Source organism: Stutzerimonas kunmingensis, from assembly GCF_032106285.1.
Classification (GTDB): Bacteria; Pseudomonadota; Gammaproteobacteria; order Pseudomonadales; family Pseudomonadaceae; genus Stutzerimonas; species Stutzerimonas kunmingensis_B.
In genome coordinates this window covers 75,232-93,812 of record NZ_DAMCPO010000002.1, presented here as the reverse complement: position 1 = coordinate 93,812, position 18,581 = coordinate 75,232, and the positions used below count along the sequence as shown (strand labels likewise).

Annotated in this window: 15 protein-coding genes and 1 tRNA gene; all 16 read left to right on the top strand. The window is 62.1% G+C overall.

Going from position 1 to position 18,581, the window contains the following annotated elements:
* Nucleotides 1-168: 168 nt before the first annotated feature.
* Nucleotides 169-1,500 carry a CmpA/NrtA family ABC transporter substrate-binding protein gene (locus tag RT582_RS02145; RefSeq protein WP_313476380.1) on the top strand — a complete coding sequence of 444 codons (1,332 nt, stop codon included), beginning with the start codon at nucleotides 169-171 and terminating at the stop codon, nucleotides 1,498-1,500.
* 26 nt (nucleotides 1,501-1,526) lie between these two features.
* On the top strand, nucleotides 1,527-2,396 hold the full coding sequence (gene ntrB, locus RT582_RS02140) for a nitrate ABC transporter permease (protein ID WP_313476378.1): 870 nt from the start codon (nucleotides 1,527-1,529) through the stop codon (nucleotides 2,394-2,396).
* An 11-nt stretch (nucleotides 2,397-2,407) separates the two neighbouring features.
* Nucleotides 2,408-3,190, top strand: coding sequence for an ABC transporter ATP-binding protein (locus tag RT582_RS02135; RefSeq protein WP_014818627.1), 783 nt, complete (start codon nucleotides 2,408-2,410; stop codon nucleotides 3,188-3,190).
* 89 nt (nucleotides 3,191-3,279) lie between these two features.
* A complete protein-coding gene (locus RT582_RS02130) occupies nucleotides 3,280-3,678 on the top strand; it encodes an acetyl-CoA sensor PanZ family protein (protein WP_313476531.1) in 399 nt (132 codons plus the stop codon).
* Nucleotides 3,679-3,863: 185 nt separating this feature from the next.
* The gene (locus tag RT582_RS02125; RefSeq protein ID WP_313476376.1) at nucleotides 3,864-6,086 is read left to right on the top strand and encodes an AsmA family protein; all 2,223 of its coding nucleotides are present in this window, start codon (nucleotides 3,864-3,866) and stop codon (nucleotides 6,084-6,086) included.
* Nucleotides 6,083-7,150, top strand: coding sequence for an A/G-specific adenine glycosylase (gene mutY, locus RT582_RS02120; protein ID WP_313476373.1), 1,068 nt, complete (start codon nucleotides 6,083-6,085; stop codon nucleotides 7,148-7,150). Before RT582_RS02125 ends, mutY begins: the two co-directional genes overlap by 4 nt.
* Nucleotides 7,147-7,419: an oxidative damage protection protein gene (locus RT582_RS02115; protein ID WP_003280779.1), complete on the top strand. Its 273-nt coding sequence runs from the start codon at nucleotides 7,147-7,149 to the stop codon at nucleotides 7,417-7,419. Before mutY ends, RT582_RS02115 begins: the two co-directional genes overlap by 4 nt.
* A 92-nt stretch (nucleotides 7,420-7,511) precedes the next feature.
* A tRNA-Phe gene (locus tag RT582_RS02110) sits at nucleotides 7,512-7,587 on the top strand.
* Nucleotides 7,588-7,701: 114 nt separating this feature from the next.
* Entirely contained in the window at nucleotides 7,702-9,156 is a 1,455-nt protein-coding gene (locus RT582_RS02105) for a class I SAM-dependent DNA methyltransferase (RefSeq protein WP_104098769.1), read from the top strand.
* A complete protein-coding gene (locus RT582_RS02100; RefSeq protein ID WP_104098768.1) occupies nucleotides 9,153-10,358 on the top strand; it encodes a restriction endonuclease subunit S in 1,206 nt (401 codons plus the stop codon). The genes RT582_RS02105 and RT582_RS02100 overlap by 4 nt, the downstream gene beginning before the upstream one ends.
* Nucleotides 10,359-10,382: 24 nt before the next feature.
* Nucleotides 10,383-11,375, top strand: coding sequence for a RhuM family protein (gene rhuM, locus RT582_RS02095; RefSeq protein WP_313476370.1), 993 nt, complete (start codon nucleotides 10,383-10,385; stop codon nucleotides 11,373-11,375).
* 65 nt (nucleotides 11,376-11,440) lie between these two features.
* Nucleotides 11,441-13,777, top strand: coding sequence for an EcoAI/FtnUII family type I restriction enzme subunit R (gene hsdR, locus RT582_RS02090; RefSeq protein WP_044314862.1), 2,337 nt, complete (start codon nucleotides 11,441-11,443; stop codon nucleotides 13,775-13,777).
* Nucleotides 13,778-14,017: 240 nt separating this feature from the next.
* A complete protein-coding gene (locus RT582_RS02085; protein WP_023444032.1) occupies nucleotides 14,018-14,797 on the top strand; it encodes a substrate-binding periplasmic protein in 780 nt (259 codons plus the stop codon).
* A 161-nt stretch (nucleotides 14,798-14,958) separates the two neighbouring features.
* A complete protein-coding gene (locus RT582_RS02080; protein WP_313476369.1) occupies nucleotides 14,959-15,393 on the top strand; it encodes a thermonuclease family protein in 435 nt (144 codons plus the stop codon).
* A gap of 200 nt (nucleotides 15,394-15,593) precedes the next feature.
* The gene (locus RT582_RS02075) at nucleotides 15,594-16,361 is read left to right on the top strand and encodes a substrate-binding periplasmic protein (RefSeq protein ID WP_313476367.1); all 768 of its coding nucleotides are present in this window, start codon (nucleotides 15,594-15,596) and stop codon (nucleotides 16,359-16,361) included.
* 156 nt (nucleotides 16,362-16,517) lie between these two features.
* On the top strand, nucleotides 16,518-18,575 hold the full coding sequence (locus RT582_RS02070; RefSeq protein ID WP_313476366.1) for a BCCT family transporter: 2,058 nt from the start codon (nucleotides 16,518-16,520) through the stop codon (nucleotides 18,573-18,575).
* Nucleotides 18,576-18,581 lie beyond the last annotated feature (6 nt).

Sequence of the window (18,581 nt, the reverse complement as noted above, 5' to 3'; positions counted from 1 at the left end):
CACCCGTTCCGCGCCGCCTGAGCAGTTCTGGCACAGCTTTCGCAAAGCTCAGGCAAGGCCGGATCCTTCGGCTTTCACAACTCCTCATTAGGACAACGGTGTCCACGCTCTCCGGCTCCAGCCGGGCGGTGTGGCGCCGTTTTTTTTCGCCCAAAGGAAAACCCGACCATGACCGACAAGCCGAACAACGACCAGCCCAGCAGCGTAACGCTGGCCTCGCGCCGCAGCTTTCTCAAGCACTCGATCATTGCCGCCAGCGGCGTCGCCCTGTTCGGCGGCATGTCCCTGGGCATGCGTTCGGCCGCCTGGGCGGCGGGCGGGGATGTGGAGACCAGCAAGGCCAAGCTCGGCTTTATCGCCCTGACCGACGCCGCGCCGCTGTTCGTCGCCGCCGAGAAGGGCTTCTTCGCCAAATACGGGATGACCGAAGTCGAGGTGCTCAAGCAGTCCTCCTGGGGCACCACTCGCGACAATCTGGTGCTCGGCTCGGCGAAGAATGGCATCGACGGCGCGCATATCCTCACGCCCATGCCGTACCTGATCAGCGCTGGCATCGTCACGCCGAACAGCCAGCCGGTGCCCATGTCGATCCTGGCGCGGCTCAACCTGTCCGGCCAGTGCATTTCGGTCGGCGAGGAATATCGCGACCTGAAGATCGGCCTCGACAGCACCCCGTTCAAGGCCGCGCTGGAAGCGAAGAAGGCCAGCGGCAAAAAAGTCAGTGCGGCGATGACCTTCCCCGGCGGCACCCATGATCTGTGGATGCGCTACTGGCTGGCGGCCGGCGGCATCGACCCGAATGCCGATATCAACACCATCGTCGTGCCGCCGGCGCAGATGGTCGCCAACATGAAGGTCGGCAGCATGGACACCTTCTGTGTCTGCGAGCCTTGGAACGCCCAGCTGATCAACCAGAAGATCGGCTACACCGCCAACACCACCGGCGAGCTGTGGCACAACCACCCGGAAAAGGCCTTCTCCCTGCGCAGCGACTACGTGGCCGCCAATCCCAACGCAGCCAAGGCGCTGACCATGGCGATCATGGAAGCCCAGCAGTTCTGCGAGAAGCCGGAGAACAAGGAGGAAGTGGCAAAGATCTGCTCGCAGCGCAAGTGGATCGGCGCGCCCTACAAGGACATCGTCGACCGCATGAAGGGCAACTTCGCCTACGGCACCGGCAAGGTCATCGAGAACCATCCCGAGCAGATGCGCTACTGGGACGACCACGCCTCCTACCCCTTCCAGAGCCACGACCTCTGGTTCCTCACCGAGAACAAGCGCTGGGGCTACCTGCCGGCCGACTTCGACAGCCAGGCGCTGATCGCCAAGGTCAACCGCGAGGACATCTGGCGCGCCGCCGCTGGCGAACTGAACCTGCCCGCCGAGCTGATCCCGGCCTCCACCTCCCGCGGCGTGGAGAAGTTCTTCGACGGCAAGGTGTTCGACCCCGAGAACCCGCAAGCCTATCTGGACAGCCTGACCATCAAGGCCATGGCCTGATAACCGCAACCCGCGAGGAAAAGCCCATGAATGCCAACGTCAAACTGCAGCCCGCCAGCGCCGAGCCGGTGTCCATCGCCCGCCCTTCCCGGCTCGCCGCACTGGCTCGGCGCAGCGGCCGCTACGCTGTGCAGCAGCTGGTGCCGCCGCTGGTGATCCTGCTGCTGCTCGGCTTGATCTGGGAGATGCTCTGCTCCGGCGCCGATGCCGCGCTGCCGCCGCCCTCGCAGGTGGTCGCGGAAACCTGGGAGCTGATCATCGATCCGTTCTACGACAACGGCGGCAATGACGTGGGCCTGGCCTGGCAGCTGCTGGCGAGCCTGCAGCGGGTTGCGGTGGGTTATATGCTGGCGGTGGTCGCCGGGGTCGGCCTCGGCGTGCTGATCGGCCAGTCGGACTGGGCCATGCGCGGCCTCGATCCGATCTTCCAGGTGCTGCGCACCGTGCCACCACTGGCCTGGCTGCCGCTATCGCTGGCGGGCTTCCAGGACAGCCACCCCTCGGCGCTGTTCGTCATCTTCATCACCGCGATCTGGCCGATCATCATCAATACCGCAGTGGGCATCCGCAACATCCCGCAGGACTACCGCAACGTCGCCCAGGTGCTGCAGCTCAACGGCTTCGAGTACTTCAAGACCATCATGCTGCCGGCCGCCGCGCCGTACATCTTCACCGGCCTGCGCATCGGCGTCGGCCTGTCGTGGCTGGCGATCATCGCCGCGGAAATGCTCATCGGCGGCGTCGGTATCGGCTTCTTCATCTGGGATGCGTGGAACGCATCGCGCATCAGCGACATCATCCTCGCGCTCGTCTACATCGGCGTGGTCGGCTTCGTGCTCGATCGCCTGGTGGCCTTCGTCGGCCAGCGCATCACCCGCGGCATTCCGGCCAACTGAGGAGCAACGCCATGAGCTATCTCTCCATCGAACACCTGGACAAGAGTTTCGTGCGCGGCAACCTTGCCTCGCAGGTGCTCAAGGACATCAACCTGAACATCGCCAAGGGCGAGTTCATCTCCATCATCGGTCACTCCGGTTGCGGCAAGTCGACGGTGCTGAACATCGTCGCCGGGCTGCTCGACCCCAGCCTCGGCGGCGTGATCCTCGACGGCAAGGAGGTCCGCGGCCCAGGCCCAGACCGCAGCATGGTGTTCCAGAACCACTCGCTGCTGCCCTGGCTGACGGTCTACGAGAACGTCGAAGTGGCAGTGAACAAGCTGTTCAAGCGCAGCATGAACAAGCGCGAACGGCGCGAGTGGATCGAGCACAACCTGGCGCTGGTGAACATGGGCCACGCACTGAACAAGTATCCGCAGGAAATCTCCGGCGGCATGAAGCAGCGCGTCGGCATCGCCCGCGCGCTCGCAATGAAGCCCAAGGTGCTGCTGCTCGACGAGCCCTTCGGCGCCCTCGATGCACTGACCCGCGCGCACCTGCAGGACGAGGTGATGAAGATCCAGAAGGACCTGGGCAACACCATGATGATGATCACCCACGACGTCGACGAGGCCGTGCTGCTCTCCGACCGCATCGTGATGATGACCAACGGCCCTTCGGCGACCATCGGCGAAATCCTCGAGGTGAAACTGCCGCGCCCGCGCGATCGCATCGCCCTGGCCGACGACCCCGAGTACAACCACTACCGCCGTGCGGTGCTGAGCTTCCTTCACGAGCGGCATCGCCTGCACTGAGCGAACGCGCCAACCGCCGCCGTCTCGTGCGCTGGCGGCGGTTCGGCGTATCCTTGCCGGCACTTCTGCTCAGCCGTCGCAAGGTCGCCATGCCCGTCTACGTCGAATCCGTCACCCAGCCCAGCCCGCAGGATTTAACCGATCTGGCGAAAATCTACGCCGACGCCCCCGAGTGGCTGCTGACGCCCTATGCCAGCGCCGAAGCGCTGATTGAGGCGGCGCTGGCCGATGGCAGCCTGATCGCAGGCCGCTTCAATGACCGTCTGCTCGGCGCCGCCCTGCTGAGGCGCGGCGACGAAGCCTGGCGCCTGTCACACCTGTGCGTACGCAAGATCACCCGCAAGCGCGGCGTCGGCCGCCGCCTGCTGGAAGAAACCCAACGGCTGGCCAGTGAAGCCGGCAAGCCGTTGCGCCTTGCCGCACCCGCCGGTCATCTGGAAGCCAGCGCCCTGGCCGCGCGAACGCATCTGCCGCTGGATTCGCTCTAAGTCGCCCACGCGATATCCGCTGCGCCCTGCCTGATCCGCCGACGGGGGGCGCTTGCCGCCCCGCCGCGGCCATCTGTGGAACCCGCACCCGCAACGGCACTCCAACGCCGACCGCGTTCCCGACAAGTGCAGGCACGGGGCTATACTCGGCACTTTTCAGATCGTTCATCTACAAGGACTCGTCCATGAAATCGCTCGGCAAAATCCTGGGTCTGGTCTTTCTCGGGCTGTTGCTGATCGTCGTGGCGGCGGGCTTCGCCCTGACCCACCTATTCGATCCCAACGACTACAAGGACGAGATCCGCGACCTGGCACGCAGCAAGGCCGGCCTCGAACTGGACATCAAAGGCGACATCGGCTGGAGCCTGTTCCCCTGGCTCGGCCTGGAGCTGCACGAGACCACCCTGGCCAGCGCACAGACACCCGAGCAGCCGTTCGCCGACCTGCGCATGCTCGGCCTGTCGGTGCGGGTAATGCCGCTGCTGAGCCGCGAAGTGCAGATGAGCGACATCACCGTCAACGGCCTCAACCTGACGCTGAGCCGTGACGAACAGGGCCGCGGCAATTGGGAGGGCGTCGGCCAGCCGGCCAGGCAGGCCGAACAACCCGCGCCAGCCGCCGAGGCCAGCGAACCACCGGCCGAACCGGATGCAGCCCCCGCCTCGCGCAGCAAGCCACTGACCCTGGACATCGACAGTCTGACCGTCAGCGATGCCCGCGTTACCTACAGCGACGCCAAGACCGGCCAGCAGTACAGCGCCGAAAGCATCGAGCTCACGACCGGCGCGATCCGCGAAGGCAGCCCGATCCCGCTCAAGCTCAACGCCTTCTTCGGCAGCAACAAGCCGGTGATGCGCGCGCGCACCGAACTGCAGGGCGCGCTGCGTTTCGACAACCAGCTCAAGCGCTACCAGTTCGAAGACATGCGCCTGTCCGGCGAGGCTTCCGGCGAGCCGCTGCAAGGGCAGACACTGACCTTCAGCGCTCAGGGCCAGCTGCTGGTCGATCTCGCCGCGCAGATCGCCGAATGGAACAGCCTCAAGTTCACCGCCAACCAGCTGCGCGGGCTGGGCGAGCTGAAGGCACGCGATCTGGACAAGGAACCGAAGATCAGCGGCGCCCTGACCGTCGCGCAGTTCAACCTGCGTGAGTTCCTCCAGGGCACCGGCCAGCAGCTGCCGGCCATGGCTGACGCTGCCGCACTGAGCAAGGCCGAACTGGTCAGTCGTCTGAGCGGTACGCCGAACAGCCTGGCGCTGGAAGAGCTGACCCTGAAACTCGACGACAGCACCTTCACCGGCCGCCTCGCCATCAGCGACTTCACCCGCCAGGCGCTACGCGTCGACCTCAAGGGCGACCGCTTCGATCTGGACCGCTACCTACCGCCGCCGAGCAAGGAGCAGGCGGCCGAGGCAGCGCGCAAGAGCGAGGTCAAGAGCACCCAGGCCAGCGCGATCGGCAGCGGCACCACACCATTGCCCAACGCGCCGACCCAACAGGCCTGGAGCGAGGCCTCAGTGTTGCCGGTGGATCAGCTGCGCAAGCTCGACACCGAGATCAACCTGGCCATCGGCAGCCTGACCGCAATGAAGATCCCGCTGGACGGCTTCAACCTCAAGGCTCGTACCCGCAACGGCCTGCTGACCCTGCAGGAAGTGCGCGGCGGACTGTATGGCGGCCGCCTGGACGGCTCGGCCAGCCTTGACGTGCGCCCGGCACTGCCATTGCTGACCGTGCAGAACCGTTTTAACGGCGTACCGGTCGAGCGCCTGCTGGAAAGCCAGGGCGAGGACGTGGTGGTCAAGGGGCTACTCAACCTGGATGCCGACCTGCGCACCCAGGGCAACAGCGAGAAGGCCTGGATCGACAACCTCAACGGCAAGGTCGGCTTCATCATCGACAACGGCGTGCTGGTCGATGCCAACCTCGAGCAGCAGCTGTGCCGCGCCATCGCCACGCTCAATCGCAAGCCGCTCGCCAGCGACCCACGCAGCAAGGACACGCCGTTCCGCGAACTCAAAGGCAACCTGACGCTGCGCAACGGCGTGGCCAGCAACCCCGACCTCAAGGCCAGCATTCCTGGGCTCACCGTCAACGGCAACGGCGACGTCGATCTTCGCGTACTGGGCATGGACTACCGCGTCGGCATCGTCATCGAAGGCGACAAGGGCGCCATGCCGGACCCGGCCTGCCAGGTCAACGAGCGCTACGTCGGCATCGAATGGCCGCTGCTCTGCCGCGGCCCGCTGGAGCTGGGCGCCAAGGCCTGCCGCTTCGACAACGACGCGCTGGGCAAGGTCGCAGCGCGGCTGGCCGGCGAGAAGCTCAACGAAAAGATCGAAGAGAAGCTCGGCGACAAGGTCAGCCCCGAGCTCAAGGACGCCCTCAAAGGCCTGTTCAAGCGATGAGCCCGGAGCAGTTCGGCGCGGCGGTCCTCGACTGGTTCGACCGCCACGGCCGCAAGGATCTGCCCTGGCAGCAGAACATCACGCCGTACCGGGTGTGGGTGTCGGAGATCATGCTGCAGCAGACCCAGGTCAGCACCGTGCTCGGTTACTTCGACCGCTTCATGGAGGCGCTGCCCAGCGTCGAGGCGCTCGCCGCCGCCGAGGAAGATGAGGTGCTGCACCTGTGGGCCGGCCTCGGCTACTACAGTCGCGCACGCAATCTGCACAAGACCGCGAAACTCATCGTGGCCGAATATGGCGGCGTGTTTCCGGCGGATGTCGACCAGCTCGCCGAATTACCGGGCATCGGCCGCTCCACGGCCGGCGCCATCGCCAGCATCAGCCTGGGCCTGCGCGCGCCGATCCTCGACGGCAACGTCAAGCGCGTGCTGGCCCGCTACGTGGCGCAGGACGGTTATCCCGGCGAGCCGAAGGTGGCCCGCCAGCTGTGGGAGGTGGCCGAACGTTTCACCCCGCAGCAGCGCGTCAACCATTACACCCAGGCGATGATGGATCTCGGCGCCACGCTGTGCACCCGCAGCCGCCCGAGCTGCCTGCTCTGTCCACTCAAGGACGGCTGCCGCGCCCATCTGCTCGGGCGCGAAACCGACTTCCCAGTGCCCAAGCCACGTAAGGCGCTGCCGCAGAAACGCACACTGATGCCGCTGCTGGCCAATCGCGACGGCGCCATCCTGCTCTATCGGCGCCCGTCGACGGGCCTGTGGGGCGGGCTCTGGAGCCTGCCGGAACTGGACGACCTCGCCGCCCTCGACCCACTCGCCGCGCGGCATGCGCTGCAGCTCGAGGAGCGCCGCGAACTGCCCGGCCTGACCCACACCTTCAGCCATTTCCAGCTGGCAATCGAACCCTGGCTGATCAGGGTCAAGTCCGCGCCCGACGCCGTGGCCGAGGCCGACTGGCTCTGGTATAACCTCGCCACCCCGCCGCGCCTCGGCCTTGCCGCGCCAGTAAAGACACTGCTCAAGCGCGCCGCCGCTGAATTGAATGCAGGAGAAACCTCATGACCCGCACCGTGAACTGCCGCAAGTACAACGAAGAACTCCCCGGCCTCGAGCGCCCGCCGTTTCCAGGCCAGAAAGGCGAGGACATCTACAACAACATCTCCAAGCAGGCCTGGGACGACTGGCAGAAGCACCAGACCATGCTGATCAACGAGCGCCGGCTGAACATGATGAACGCCGAAGACCGCAAGTTCCTTCAGGGCGAGATGGACAAGTTCTTCTCCGGCGAAGATTACGCCAAGGCCGAAGGCTACGTGCCGCCGAGCGAATGACCGTCGGCTGCGCTAAGCGCCCGTCCGGATTAAATATTTTTCCGGACCACGCTTGACAGGCAAAAGCCAAATCCGTCTAATAGCGCCCCGTTGCCCAGGTAGCTCAGTCGGTAGAGCAGGGGATTGAAAATCCCCGTGTCGGCGGTTCGATTCCGTCCCTGGGCACCACTAATACCGAAAAACCCCAAGCGAAATTAACCTCCTTGGGGTTTTTTATTGCCTGCGATTTGTGCCAGCGGCCCGCTATGATCCAGCCGGCACTTCACGGAATAGCTGCCCGCCATGTTTGAACAGGCCTTCAAGAACATCGACGACATCCTGCACAAGGATGCCGGCTGTACCAGCGAGCTCGACTACACCGAGCAAACCTCCTGGCTGCTTTTTCTCAAGTACCTCGACGCGCTGGAGCAGGAAAAAGCCGTGGAGGCACAGCTTGAGGGCAAGTATTACCTGTACATACTCGACCCGGAATACCGTTGGGAGCGCTGGGCGGCGCCCAAGACCGCGAATGGCCAGATCGACCACAACAGCGCACTGACCGGTGATGACCTCAAGGATTTCGTTAATACCAAGCTGTTTCCCTACCTGCATGGCTTCAAGCAGAAGGCCGAAGGTCCGGACACCATCCAGTACAAGATCGGCGAGATATTCGGCGAGCTGAAAAACCGCATTCAAAGCGGTTACAACCTGCGCGAAGTGCTGGAGATCGTCGATGGCCTGCGCTTTGGCTCGCAGACCGAGAAACACGAGCTCTCGCACCTCTATGAAGTCAAGATCAGAAACATGGGCAACGCCGGGCGCAACGGCGGCGAGTACTACACCCCGCGCCCGCTGATCCGCGCCATGATCAAGGTGGTCAATCCGCAAATCGGCCAACGCATTTACGACGGCGCGGTCGGATCGGCAGGCTTTCTCTGCGAAGCCTTCGATTACCTCAGCAGCCAGCCGAACCTGACCACCCGCCAGCAGGAAACCCTGCAAAAGCACACCTTCTACGGCAAGGAGAAAAAGAGCCTCGCCTACGTCATCGCCATCATGAACATGATCCTGCATGGCATCGAAGCGCCGAACATCATCCACACCAATACCTTGACGGAAAACCTCAGCGACATTCAGGACAAGGACCGTTTCGACATCGTGCTGGCCAACCCGCCGTTCGGCGGCAAGGAACGCAAGGAAGTCCAGCAGAACTTCCCGATCAAGACCGGCGAAACCGCATTCCTGTTTCTCCAGCACTTCATCAAAATCCTCAGGGCCGGCGGCCACGGCGCGGTGGTCATCAAGAACACTTTCCTCAGCAACAGCGACAACGCTTCGGTTAGCTTGCGCAAACTGCTGCTGGAAAGCTGCAACCTGCATACCGTGCTCGACTGCCCGAGCGGCACCTTCCAGGGCGCAGGCGTCAAGACCGTGGTGCTGTTCTTTACCAAGGGCGCGCCGACGCGCAAGGTCTGGTACTACCAGCTCGACCCCGGCCGCAATATGGGCAAGACCAACCCGCTGGCGGACACTGACCTGGCTGAGTTTATAGAGCTGCAAAAGACCTTTGCCGATTCGCCGAAGAGCTGGAGTGTCAATGCGACCGACATTGATCAGGCGAGCTACGACCTGTCGGTGAAAAATCCCAATGGCGCTCAAGACGCAGCCTTCCGCAGTCCTCAGGAAATCCTGGGCGAGATTGCGGCACTGGATGCAGAGAGCGCGCAAGTGCTGGCGGTTATCAGGGGGCTGCTGTGAAAGCAGTTTGGCAAACTACCCGATTGGCCGAAGTCTGCCAGACAGCGTCCGGCGGTACTCCGCTGAAGTCTAATAAGGACTTTTACGAAGGAGGAAAAGTCCCTTGGCTTCAGAGTGGCGAAGTAAGTCAGCGCGAAATTTCAGCGGCAAAAACCTTTATTACAGAGCTCGGATTAAAAAGATCATCGGCCAAATTATTTCCGGCCAACACAGTCTTGGTCGCCATGTACGGGGCTACAGCTGGACAAGTGGGCATATTGCGCTTTGAATCCGCGACAAATCAGGCGGTATGCGGGATTCTTCCTAACAAAACGTTTATCCCTGAATTTCTTTACTACCTGTTGCTGTCACGAAAGAGTGAATTGGTGGCCCAAGCAGTCGGAAACGCTCAGCCTAATATTTCACAGCAAAAAATCCGGGACATGTATGTCCCTCTCGTGACAATTCCCGAGCAGCGCCGCATCGTCTCCACCCTTGCCCAAGCCTTTGGCAAGATTGCCAAGGCCCGCGCCAACGCCAAAAAGAACCTGCAAAACTCCCGTGAGGTTTTCGAAAGCTATTTGAATTCGCTTTTCATACGAAAGGGAGAGGGTTGGCTGGAGAAACCGTTAAATGAGCTGTGCGAGTTTAAACATGGTTTTGCATTCAAAAGTGAATACTTTTCGACCAAGGGCGACTACATACTGCTAAGCCCTGGCAATTTTCATGAGCGCGGCGGATACAAGGATCGGGGCGGAAAGCAAAAATATTACGAAGGCGCTATACCTGCCGGTTACATACTTGCTGAGGGCGATTTGCTGATCGCTATGACTGAGCAGGCTGCAGGATTACTCGGCAGCCCGATACTGGTGCCCAAGGTTGGTAGATTTCTACATAACCAGCGTTTAGGGTTAGTCGCAGCGAAGAATGGAGCGCCTTGGTGCAATGAGTTTTTTTTTCACGTTTTCAATACGCAGCGAGTTAGGAAAGAAATACACGACAGCGCGTCTGGTGTAAAAGTACGCCACACATCACCCAGCAAGATGGGTGATGTTGTCGTGCCGTTTCCCGCAAACACAGCCGAGCAGTTGGCAATAGTCCAAAAGATCAATGCTCTCGCGAAAGAAACCCAACGCCTCGAATCCATCTACCAACGAAAAATCGTTGCCCTCGACGAACTGAAGCAATCCCTGCTACACCAAGCCTTCAGCGGCCAGCTTTAACTGCATCGACGCAAGGCGCACACGATGGATAACGCTCAGCAGGAACTGGTGATCTTTCAGGAAGCGGGCCAGCCGGTCGAGGTTCGGCTGGATGCCGGGCGCGATACGGTATGGATGACTCAGCGACAGATGGCGGAGCTGTTCGAAACCTCGAACGACAACATCAGCCTGCACCTGAAGAATATCTTTGCCGATGGCGAATTGGTCGAGGCGGCAACTACCGAGGATTCCTCGGTAGTTCGCCAGGAAGGCAAGCGGCAGGTCAGCCGCGTGGTGAAACACTACAACCTCGACGCCATTATCTCGGTGGGCTATCGGGTCAGTTCCAAGCGCGCCGTGTCGTTCCGCCAATGGGCCACACGCTTGCTGCGCGAACACCTTACCCAGGGCTACACCCTCAATCGCCAACGCTTCGAGGCCAATGCCCTGGAGCTGGAAGCCGCACTGCAGCTGGTGAGAAAGGCGGCGCAAAGCCCTGAGTTACTCAGCGACACCGGCCGAGGGCTGGTGGATATCGTTACCCGTTATGCGCAGACCTTCCTCTTGCTTCAGCGGTATGACGAAGGCCTGCTGGCCGACCCGCCCACCATCGCCGGCGGCGCGCTGCCTACGCTGGACGAAGCCCGCCAGGCGCTGGCTCGCCTGAAAGCCGAGTTGATGGCTCGCGGCGAAGCCACCGAGCTATTCGCTCTGGAACGCGGCGACGGGCTGGCGGGCCTACTGGGCAATCTGGATCAGACGGTGTTCGGCGAGCCGGCCTACCCCAGCGTGGAGGCCAAGGCTGCGCATCTGCTGTACTTCGTGATCAAGAATCACCCGTTCGCCGACGGCAACAAGCGCAGCGGTGCGTTTCTGTTCGTGGACTTTCTCAACCGCAATGGTCGCTTGCTGGACGCTACCAACCAGCCAGTGATCAACGATATCGGCCTTGCCGCCCTCGCTTTGCTCGTAGCGGAGTCAGACCCGGCGCAGAAAGACACGCTGATTCGCCTGATCATGAACATGCTCGCAGGTTGATTCCGCCTTCTAAACCCACGCCGCCGAGGGTTATGCTCCGGGCATGATGCCAAAGGGATATTGCCGTGAACGAAGCTGAAACCCGCGCCGAACATATCGACCCCGCCTTGCGTGAAGCCGGCTGGGGCGTGGTCGATGGCAGCCGCGTACTACGCGAGTTTCAAATCACTCATGGCCGCATCCAAGGTGCGGGGCAACGCGGCAAGGCGGAGATCGCCGATTACGTATTGGTATACCGCAACACTCAGCTGGCCGTGATCGAGGCGAAAGCCTGGGACAAGCACTACACCGAGGGTGCAGGCCAGGCCAAAAGCTATGCAAAGAAGCTGGCGATCCGCTTCACCTACGCAACCAATGGCCAGCGTATCTACGCTATCGACATGCTCACTGGCGCAGAAGGCGACTTGCTCAGCTTCCCCACGCCGGAAGAACTGTGGAACCTGACCTTCGCCGAGCACAATGAATGGCGCGAGCGCTTCGCCGCCATTCCGTTCGAAGACAAGGGAGGCACCTGGGGTGCGCGCTACTATCAGGACATTGCGATCAAGCGGGTGCTGGAAGCAATCGCAGCGCAGCAGTCGCGAATTCTGCTGACGCTGGCGACCGGCACAGGCAAGACATTTATCGCCTTTCAGCTGGCCTGGAAGCTGTTCAAAAGTCGCTGGAACCTCAAGCGCGACGCCCAGCGTCAGCCACGCATTCTGTTCCTGGCGGACCGCAACATCCTTGCGGATCAGGCTTACAACTCGTTTTCGGCCTTCAGCGAAGACGCGCTGGTGCGCATCGCCCCGGACGAAATTCGCAAAAAGGGCAAGGTGCCGAAGAACGGCAGCATCTTTTTCACCATTTTCCAGACCTTCATGAGCGGGCCGAACGGCACGCCTTACTTTGGCGAGTACCCGGCGGATTTCTTCGATTTCATCATCATCGATGAATGCCACCGTGGCGGCGCCAACGACGAGGGCAACTGGCGCGGCATCCTTGAGTATTTCACCCCAGCGGTGCAGCTCGGTCTGACTGCCACGCCCAAGCGCAAGGACAATGTCGACACCTATGCCTACTTCGGCGAGCCGGTGTATGTGTATTCGCTGAAGGAAGGCATCAACGACGGTTTCCTCACGCCGTTCAAGGTCAAGCAGATCGCTACAACGCTTGATGAGTACGTGCATGTGCCAGGTGACGGAATAGTCATCAAAGGCGAGGTTGAGGCGGGACGGCGCTATCTCGAGGCGGACTTCAATCGAGTCATCAAGATCCCGGAGCGGGAGGCCTATCGGGTCAAACTGTTCATGGAGCAGATCGCGCCAAACGAGAAGACGCTGGTGTTCTGCGCCACCCAACAGCATGCGCTGGAAGTACGTGACCTGATCAACCAGATGAAGCGCAGCAGCGAGCCGGACTACTGTGTGCGGGTGACCGCCGATGATGGTGCGCGGGGGGAAGAACACCTGCGGCATTTCCAGGACAACGAGAAGACCATACCGACCGTTCTCACTACCTCGCAGAAGCTCTCCACCGGCGTGGATGCGCGTAACGTCCGCAATATTGTGCTGATGCGGCCGGTGACCAACATGATCGAGTTCAAGCAGATCATCGGTCGTGGTACGCGCTTATTCGACGGCAAGGATTACTTCACGATCTATGACTTCGTGAAAGCTCATCACCTATTCAGCGATCCCGAATGGGATGGCGAACCGATAGAGCCTACCGTGACCGGAGGCGTCGCCACCGGAGAGGACAGAGGCGGCTATGAAAACGAACCCAGGCCGCCCAAGCCACCGCGCGATCCACGCCCGGACGTGATCGAGGTCAGACTCAGCAACGGCTCGGTGCGCCGCATCAAGAGCATGATGGCGACGCTGTACCTCGGCGCCGATGGCAAACCGATGTCTGCTGCGCAGTTCCTGGAAAGCCTGTTCGGTAATCTGCCGGAATTTTTTAAAGATGAGGACCAGCTACGCGGGCTTTGGAGCGCCCCGGATACTCGCACTTCGCTCCTACAGGGCCTGGCTGAACGTGGCTTTAGCAACGAGGTACTGCACGAAATGCAGCGCATCATCGACGCCGAGCATAGTGACCTGTTCGATGTGCTGACGTACGTCGCCTTCTCCATCGAACCGCAGACTCGAGAAGAGCGCGCCAGCAGAGCTCGCAGCACGCTGCATGGGCAATTCACTGACAAGCAAGAAGCCTTTCTTGACTTCGTGCTGTCGCAATACGTGAAGGAGGGTGTGGAGGAATTGGGGCCGGAAAAGCTCTCCCCTTTGCTGAAGCTTCGCTACAAGAATGCGATTAACGATGCAGTTGCAGATCTGGGTAGGCCGGAACTGATCAAGAGTCTGTTTTTCGGCTTCCAGAAGCATCTTTATGATGGTGCGCAAGGGAGCAGTGCCCAAACTTAGCGACGCATCAACGTGATATTCCTCTGCGCTCTCGGCGAGCTGGCAAGCCTCAACGGGGCCACTGCAGAAGTGTCCCTCGGCGAATCGCCGCACGTGCCACGCATGCCCGGCCAGGCCTTATCACTTCATCGCTCCGACTTCATTCTGCGCTAGGCTGCTGCTAACTGGGCGGGCCAGAGCCGGATGTTGCCCGGCCGCGTGAACTGCCAAGGAATGCCGCACAGCGCAAGGAGCCGAACGGTGCACAGGATTCTCTCGATTCTGCTGATATGGCTGTTGTCGAACGCCGCCCCGGCCGGCGCGGCGCAGTGGCGTTTCGTGACCGAAGACTTCCCGCCGTTCACCTATCCGGCTGACGCCCCGGCCAGCGAAACCGCAGGCGTTGGTGCGGCCGGCCCGTTTGTAGAGGTGGTACATGCGATCTGCGCACGCTTGCAGCACCAATGCACGATCACCCTGTATCCCTGGCAGCGCGCATTCCGCCTAGCCGAACAGGGGCAGGTGGACGGAATATTCACACTGACACCTTCACCGCAGCGCGAGCAGATGTTCCACATCAGCCGGATGCTGGTCACTTCTCGCTACAGTGTTTTCGCCCAGGCCGAGAGCAGCTTCGTCTTCAACCAACCAGGTGATGTGGCGGGCAGGCTGGTTGGCGTCTATGGCCCATCCGGCACCTCTTACGTGCTATCCGAGCGCCTCAAGTCGGTGCCCGACGTACGCCTGCACCTGACTACCGACAATCGCCGACTGCTGCGCATGCTGCAGTCCGGGCGCTTCGGTGTGGACGGCCTGGCGGTGCTCAATCAGGATGTTGCCTGGCACCTGATCGAGGAAGAGCGACTTGCCGATGTGCGCGAGGCTGGCGAAATGGGCCCGATCAGCTATGGCATCGGTCTTTCGCGCAAGACGGTGAGCGCGGCACAGTTCGAAGCGTTCGAGCAGGCGCTGGACGCGGCAATAGCCGATGGCACGGTGCCGAAGATCCTGCGCCGGCACCAACTCGAAGCCGCCTTCTGAGCGTTACGCGCGCCATGGCAAGGCGGCGGTTCGGCGTATTTCTCGCCATGCGTGATCGACCGCCATTTCGCCAACGCTGACGGTTCATCTGAGACCTGGCGCCGATCAGGGCAGCGACCAGCCTGTTACCCTCGCCCGCCCCGAACCGCATGGATGCCCTCATGCTGCGCTACCTGCTTGCCGCCCTGCTCATAACTGCCATGCCTGCCTCCGCCGAATCGTTCGACTGCCGGGTGATCGGCATCGCCGATGGCAACACCTTCAGCTGCCGGACCAACGTGGGTGAACGGTTCAGGGTCCGGCTGGCGGAAATCGACACCCCGGAGCTCAAGCAACCCTACGGCAGCCAGGCCCGGCAAGCGCTCTCCGACCACATCTTCGGCAAGAACGTGAGGCTCGTAGTCAAGGGCCGCGATGACCTGGGGCGGACCCTGGCGCGAGTCAGCGTTGGCAACATCGACGTCAATTCGGAGATGGTCAGGTCTGGCAGGGCCTGGGCGTATCGCGGTCACCTTGACGACCGCTCGCTGCTCGATCTGGAGGCGGTTGCCCGCGAGTTCAGGCGCGGCCTGTGGTCATTGCACAAGACCGAATAGCAACCGCCATGGGAATGGCGCGAGCAGATGCGCAAGAGCCGCTAGCCCGGGGGGCTCGCATCGATCGACGCCACTCGCCAGGAAGTCCGGCCTGCTGCGCTGGCTACCCTGATTCGGGGGTCGCGCCGCGGACGGCGACACGCTAGCCTGCAAGGGCGTGGAGCGTATTGCCGCTCTGCCGATCGCCTGGAGCTTGCAGCATGCCCACTCGATGGATTGCGATAGTCGTCGGCCTGGCACTCATGGGCAATTGCCAGGGTGATGAGCTGCGCTTCGTCACCGAGGACTTCCCGCCGTTCAGCTATGCCACGACGGCCACCGGCACCGAGGACCGTGCAGCCGGGCCTTTCGTCGAGATCATTGCAGCCGTCTGCGCGCGACTTCGGATCGACTGTCCGGTGCAGCTGCTGCCCTGGCGACGCGCACTGGCGCTGGCCGAGGACGGTGAAGCGCAGGGGATCTTCACCGTGATCCGCTCACCGGATCGCGAGCGCGCGTTTCACCTCACCCGCATGCTGGTCACCTCCCGCTATGGGGTCTATGCGCGTTCGGCGAGCCGCTTCGTCTTCCATCGCCCCGAGGACCTGGCCGGACGCAGCGTCGCCGTGTACGGGCCCTCCGGAACCTCCTTCGTACTCGGCCAGCATCTGGCCGAGGTCGGCGACGTGACGCTGATCCTGGAGGCGGATAACCGGCGGCTGCTGCGCATGCTGGAGGCCGGCAGGTTCGGCGAACAGGGCGTCGCCGTGGTCAATCAGGACGTCGCCTGGCACCTGATCGATCATGAGGGGCATTCCGACATTCACGAGGCGGGTGAGCTGCAACGAGTTTCCTACGCGATCGGCCTTTCCCGCGCCGCGGTCGGCGAAGCCGAATTCGAACGTTTCAACGACGCGCTCGAAGCGCTGATCGCCGACGGCAGCGTTGCGGCCATTCTGCGGCGCCATGGCCTGGAGCCCGCGTTCTAGCACCGGCGCTATAGATCAATCGACACCCAACCCATCTTTTCGCTGAATCATTCGGTGCTTCGGGCCGTCTACCCCAGAGGCAGCGTTCGGGCTCTCCGGAGGTTTCGCCGCGTACATCCCGCTCATCACCCATTCGCAAAGGGAGGCTGACCGCCCATGGACGCCGCCAAGAAAATGCCCAAGGCCATCATCCTGTTCCCCGTGTTCATTCCAGCCGTGATCGTCACGCTGCTGCTGGTGATCGGGACCATCAGCAATCCGGAGCTGGCCGGTGAGGTGTTCAGCTCGACGCTGGCGTTCATCACGACCAACTTCGGCTGGTTCTACATGCTCTCGGTAGCCTTTTTCCTGGTGTTCATCGTCGGCATCGCGATGACGCCCTGGGGCAGCATCAAGCTGGGCCCGGATCACGCCGAGCCGCAGTACAGCTTCCCGGCCTGGTTCGCCATGCTCTTTTCCGCCGGCTACGGCATTGCCCTGCTGTTCTTCGGCGTGGCCGAACCCGTACTGCACTACGCCTCGCCGCCCGCCGGTGCGGGGGAAACCGTCGACGCGGCCAAGCAGGCCATGCAGATCGCCTTCTTCCACTGGGGCTTTCATATCTGGGCCATCTACGGACTGACCGGTCTGGTGCTGGCGTACTTCTCGTTCCGCCACGGCCTGCCGCTGTCGATGCGCTCGGCGCTGTACCCGATCATCGGCGAACGCATCTACGGGCCGATCGGCCATGTGGTGGATGTCTTCGCGATTCTCGGCACGCTGTTCGGCATCGCCACCACGCTGGGCCTGTCCGTCACCCAGATCAACGCGGGCATCAACTACCTCTGGCCGTCGATACCGATCAGCATCAACGTGCAGATCATCGCCATTGCGATCATCACCGGCCTGGCGATCTGCTCGGTGGTCGCCGGTCTGGACAAGGGCGTGAAGAACCTGTCGCTGTTGAACATGATCCTGGCGATCGGCCTGATGCTCTTCGTGTTTCTGGTCGGGCCTACCATTTTCATCCTCGAAACGTTTCTGCAGAACACCGGCAGCTATCTGAACAACATCATCGAGCGCACCTTCAACCTGCAGGCCTACAGCCGCAGCGACTGGATCGGTAACTGGACGCTGTTCATCTTCGGCTGGACCATCGCCTGGTCGCCCTTCGTCGGCCTGTTTATCGCCAAGATCAGCCGCGGCAGGACCATTCGCCAGTTCGTCTTCGGCGTGATGTTCGTGCCGACCATCTTCACCTTCCTCTGGTTTTCGGTATTCGGCGACACGGCGCTGCACATGATCATGGTCGAAGGCTACACCTCGCTGATCTCGGATGTGCAGGCGGACAACGCCATCGCGCTGTTCAAACTGTTCGAACTGCTACCGATGACGTCCATCGCCTCGTTCCTGGCGGTGGTGCTGATCATCACCTTCTTCGTTACCTCGTCGGACTCCGGCTCCCTGGTCATCGACTCGCTGGCCGCCGGCGGCGCGCTGCACACGCCGGTCTGGCAGCGTGTGTTCTGGGCCAGCATCGAGGGCGTAGTTGCGTCCGCCCTGCTCCTGGCCGGCGGCCTCAGCGCGCTGCAGACTATGACCATCGCCAGCGCACTACCCTTCGCGATCATCATGATGATCGCCGCGCTGGGCATGTGGCGCGCTCTGGTGATCGAAGGCCACCACGAAACCAGCCTGCAAAGCCACATGCAGGGCAGCCGGCTGGCGAGTAACGCCGGTCCCGGCCTGTGGAAGAAGCGCCTGGCGGGGATGGTCAGCTTTCCCAGCAGGGAACAGGTCGACGACTTCATGAGCACCACGGTACTGAAAGCCATGCGCCGCGTGCAGCGCGAACTCAGTGGCCAGGAATGGGCTGCCGAAGTGCACACCGATGAAGCCCACTCGCGGCTCTACCTGGAGGTCATCAGGGACGACCAGGTCGACTTCATCTACGAGATTCGTGCGGTCGGTTACGCCATGCCGGCGTTCGCGCTGACCGAAGGGCCGGAGGCCGACGAGCAGTACTACCGTGCCGAGGTGTTCCTGCGCCGCGGCGGCCAGCATTACGACGTCTACGGATACGACCAGGCGGACATCATCAGCGACATACTCGACCAGTTCGAAAAGTACCTGCACTTCCTGCACATCTCGCCGGGCAGCTTGCCGTGGAAGATGGCCGAGCACGACGAAATGCTCTCCGACGACCAAAACACGCCCAAGCCGGAAGCGAGCTGAGACCGT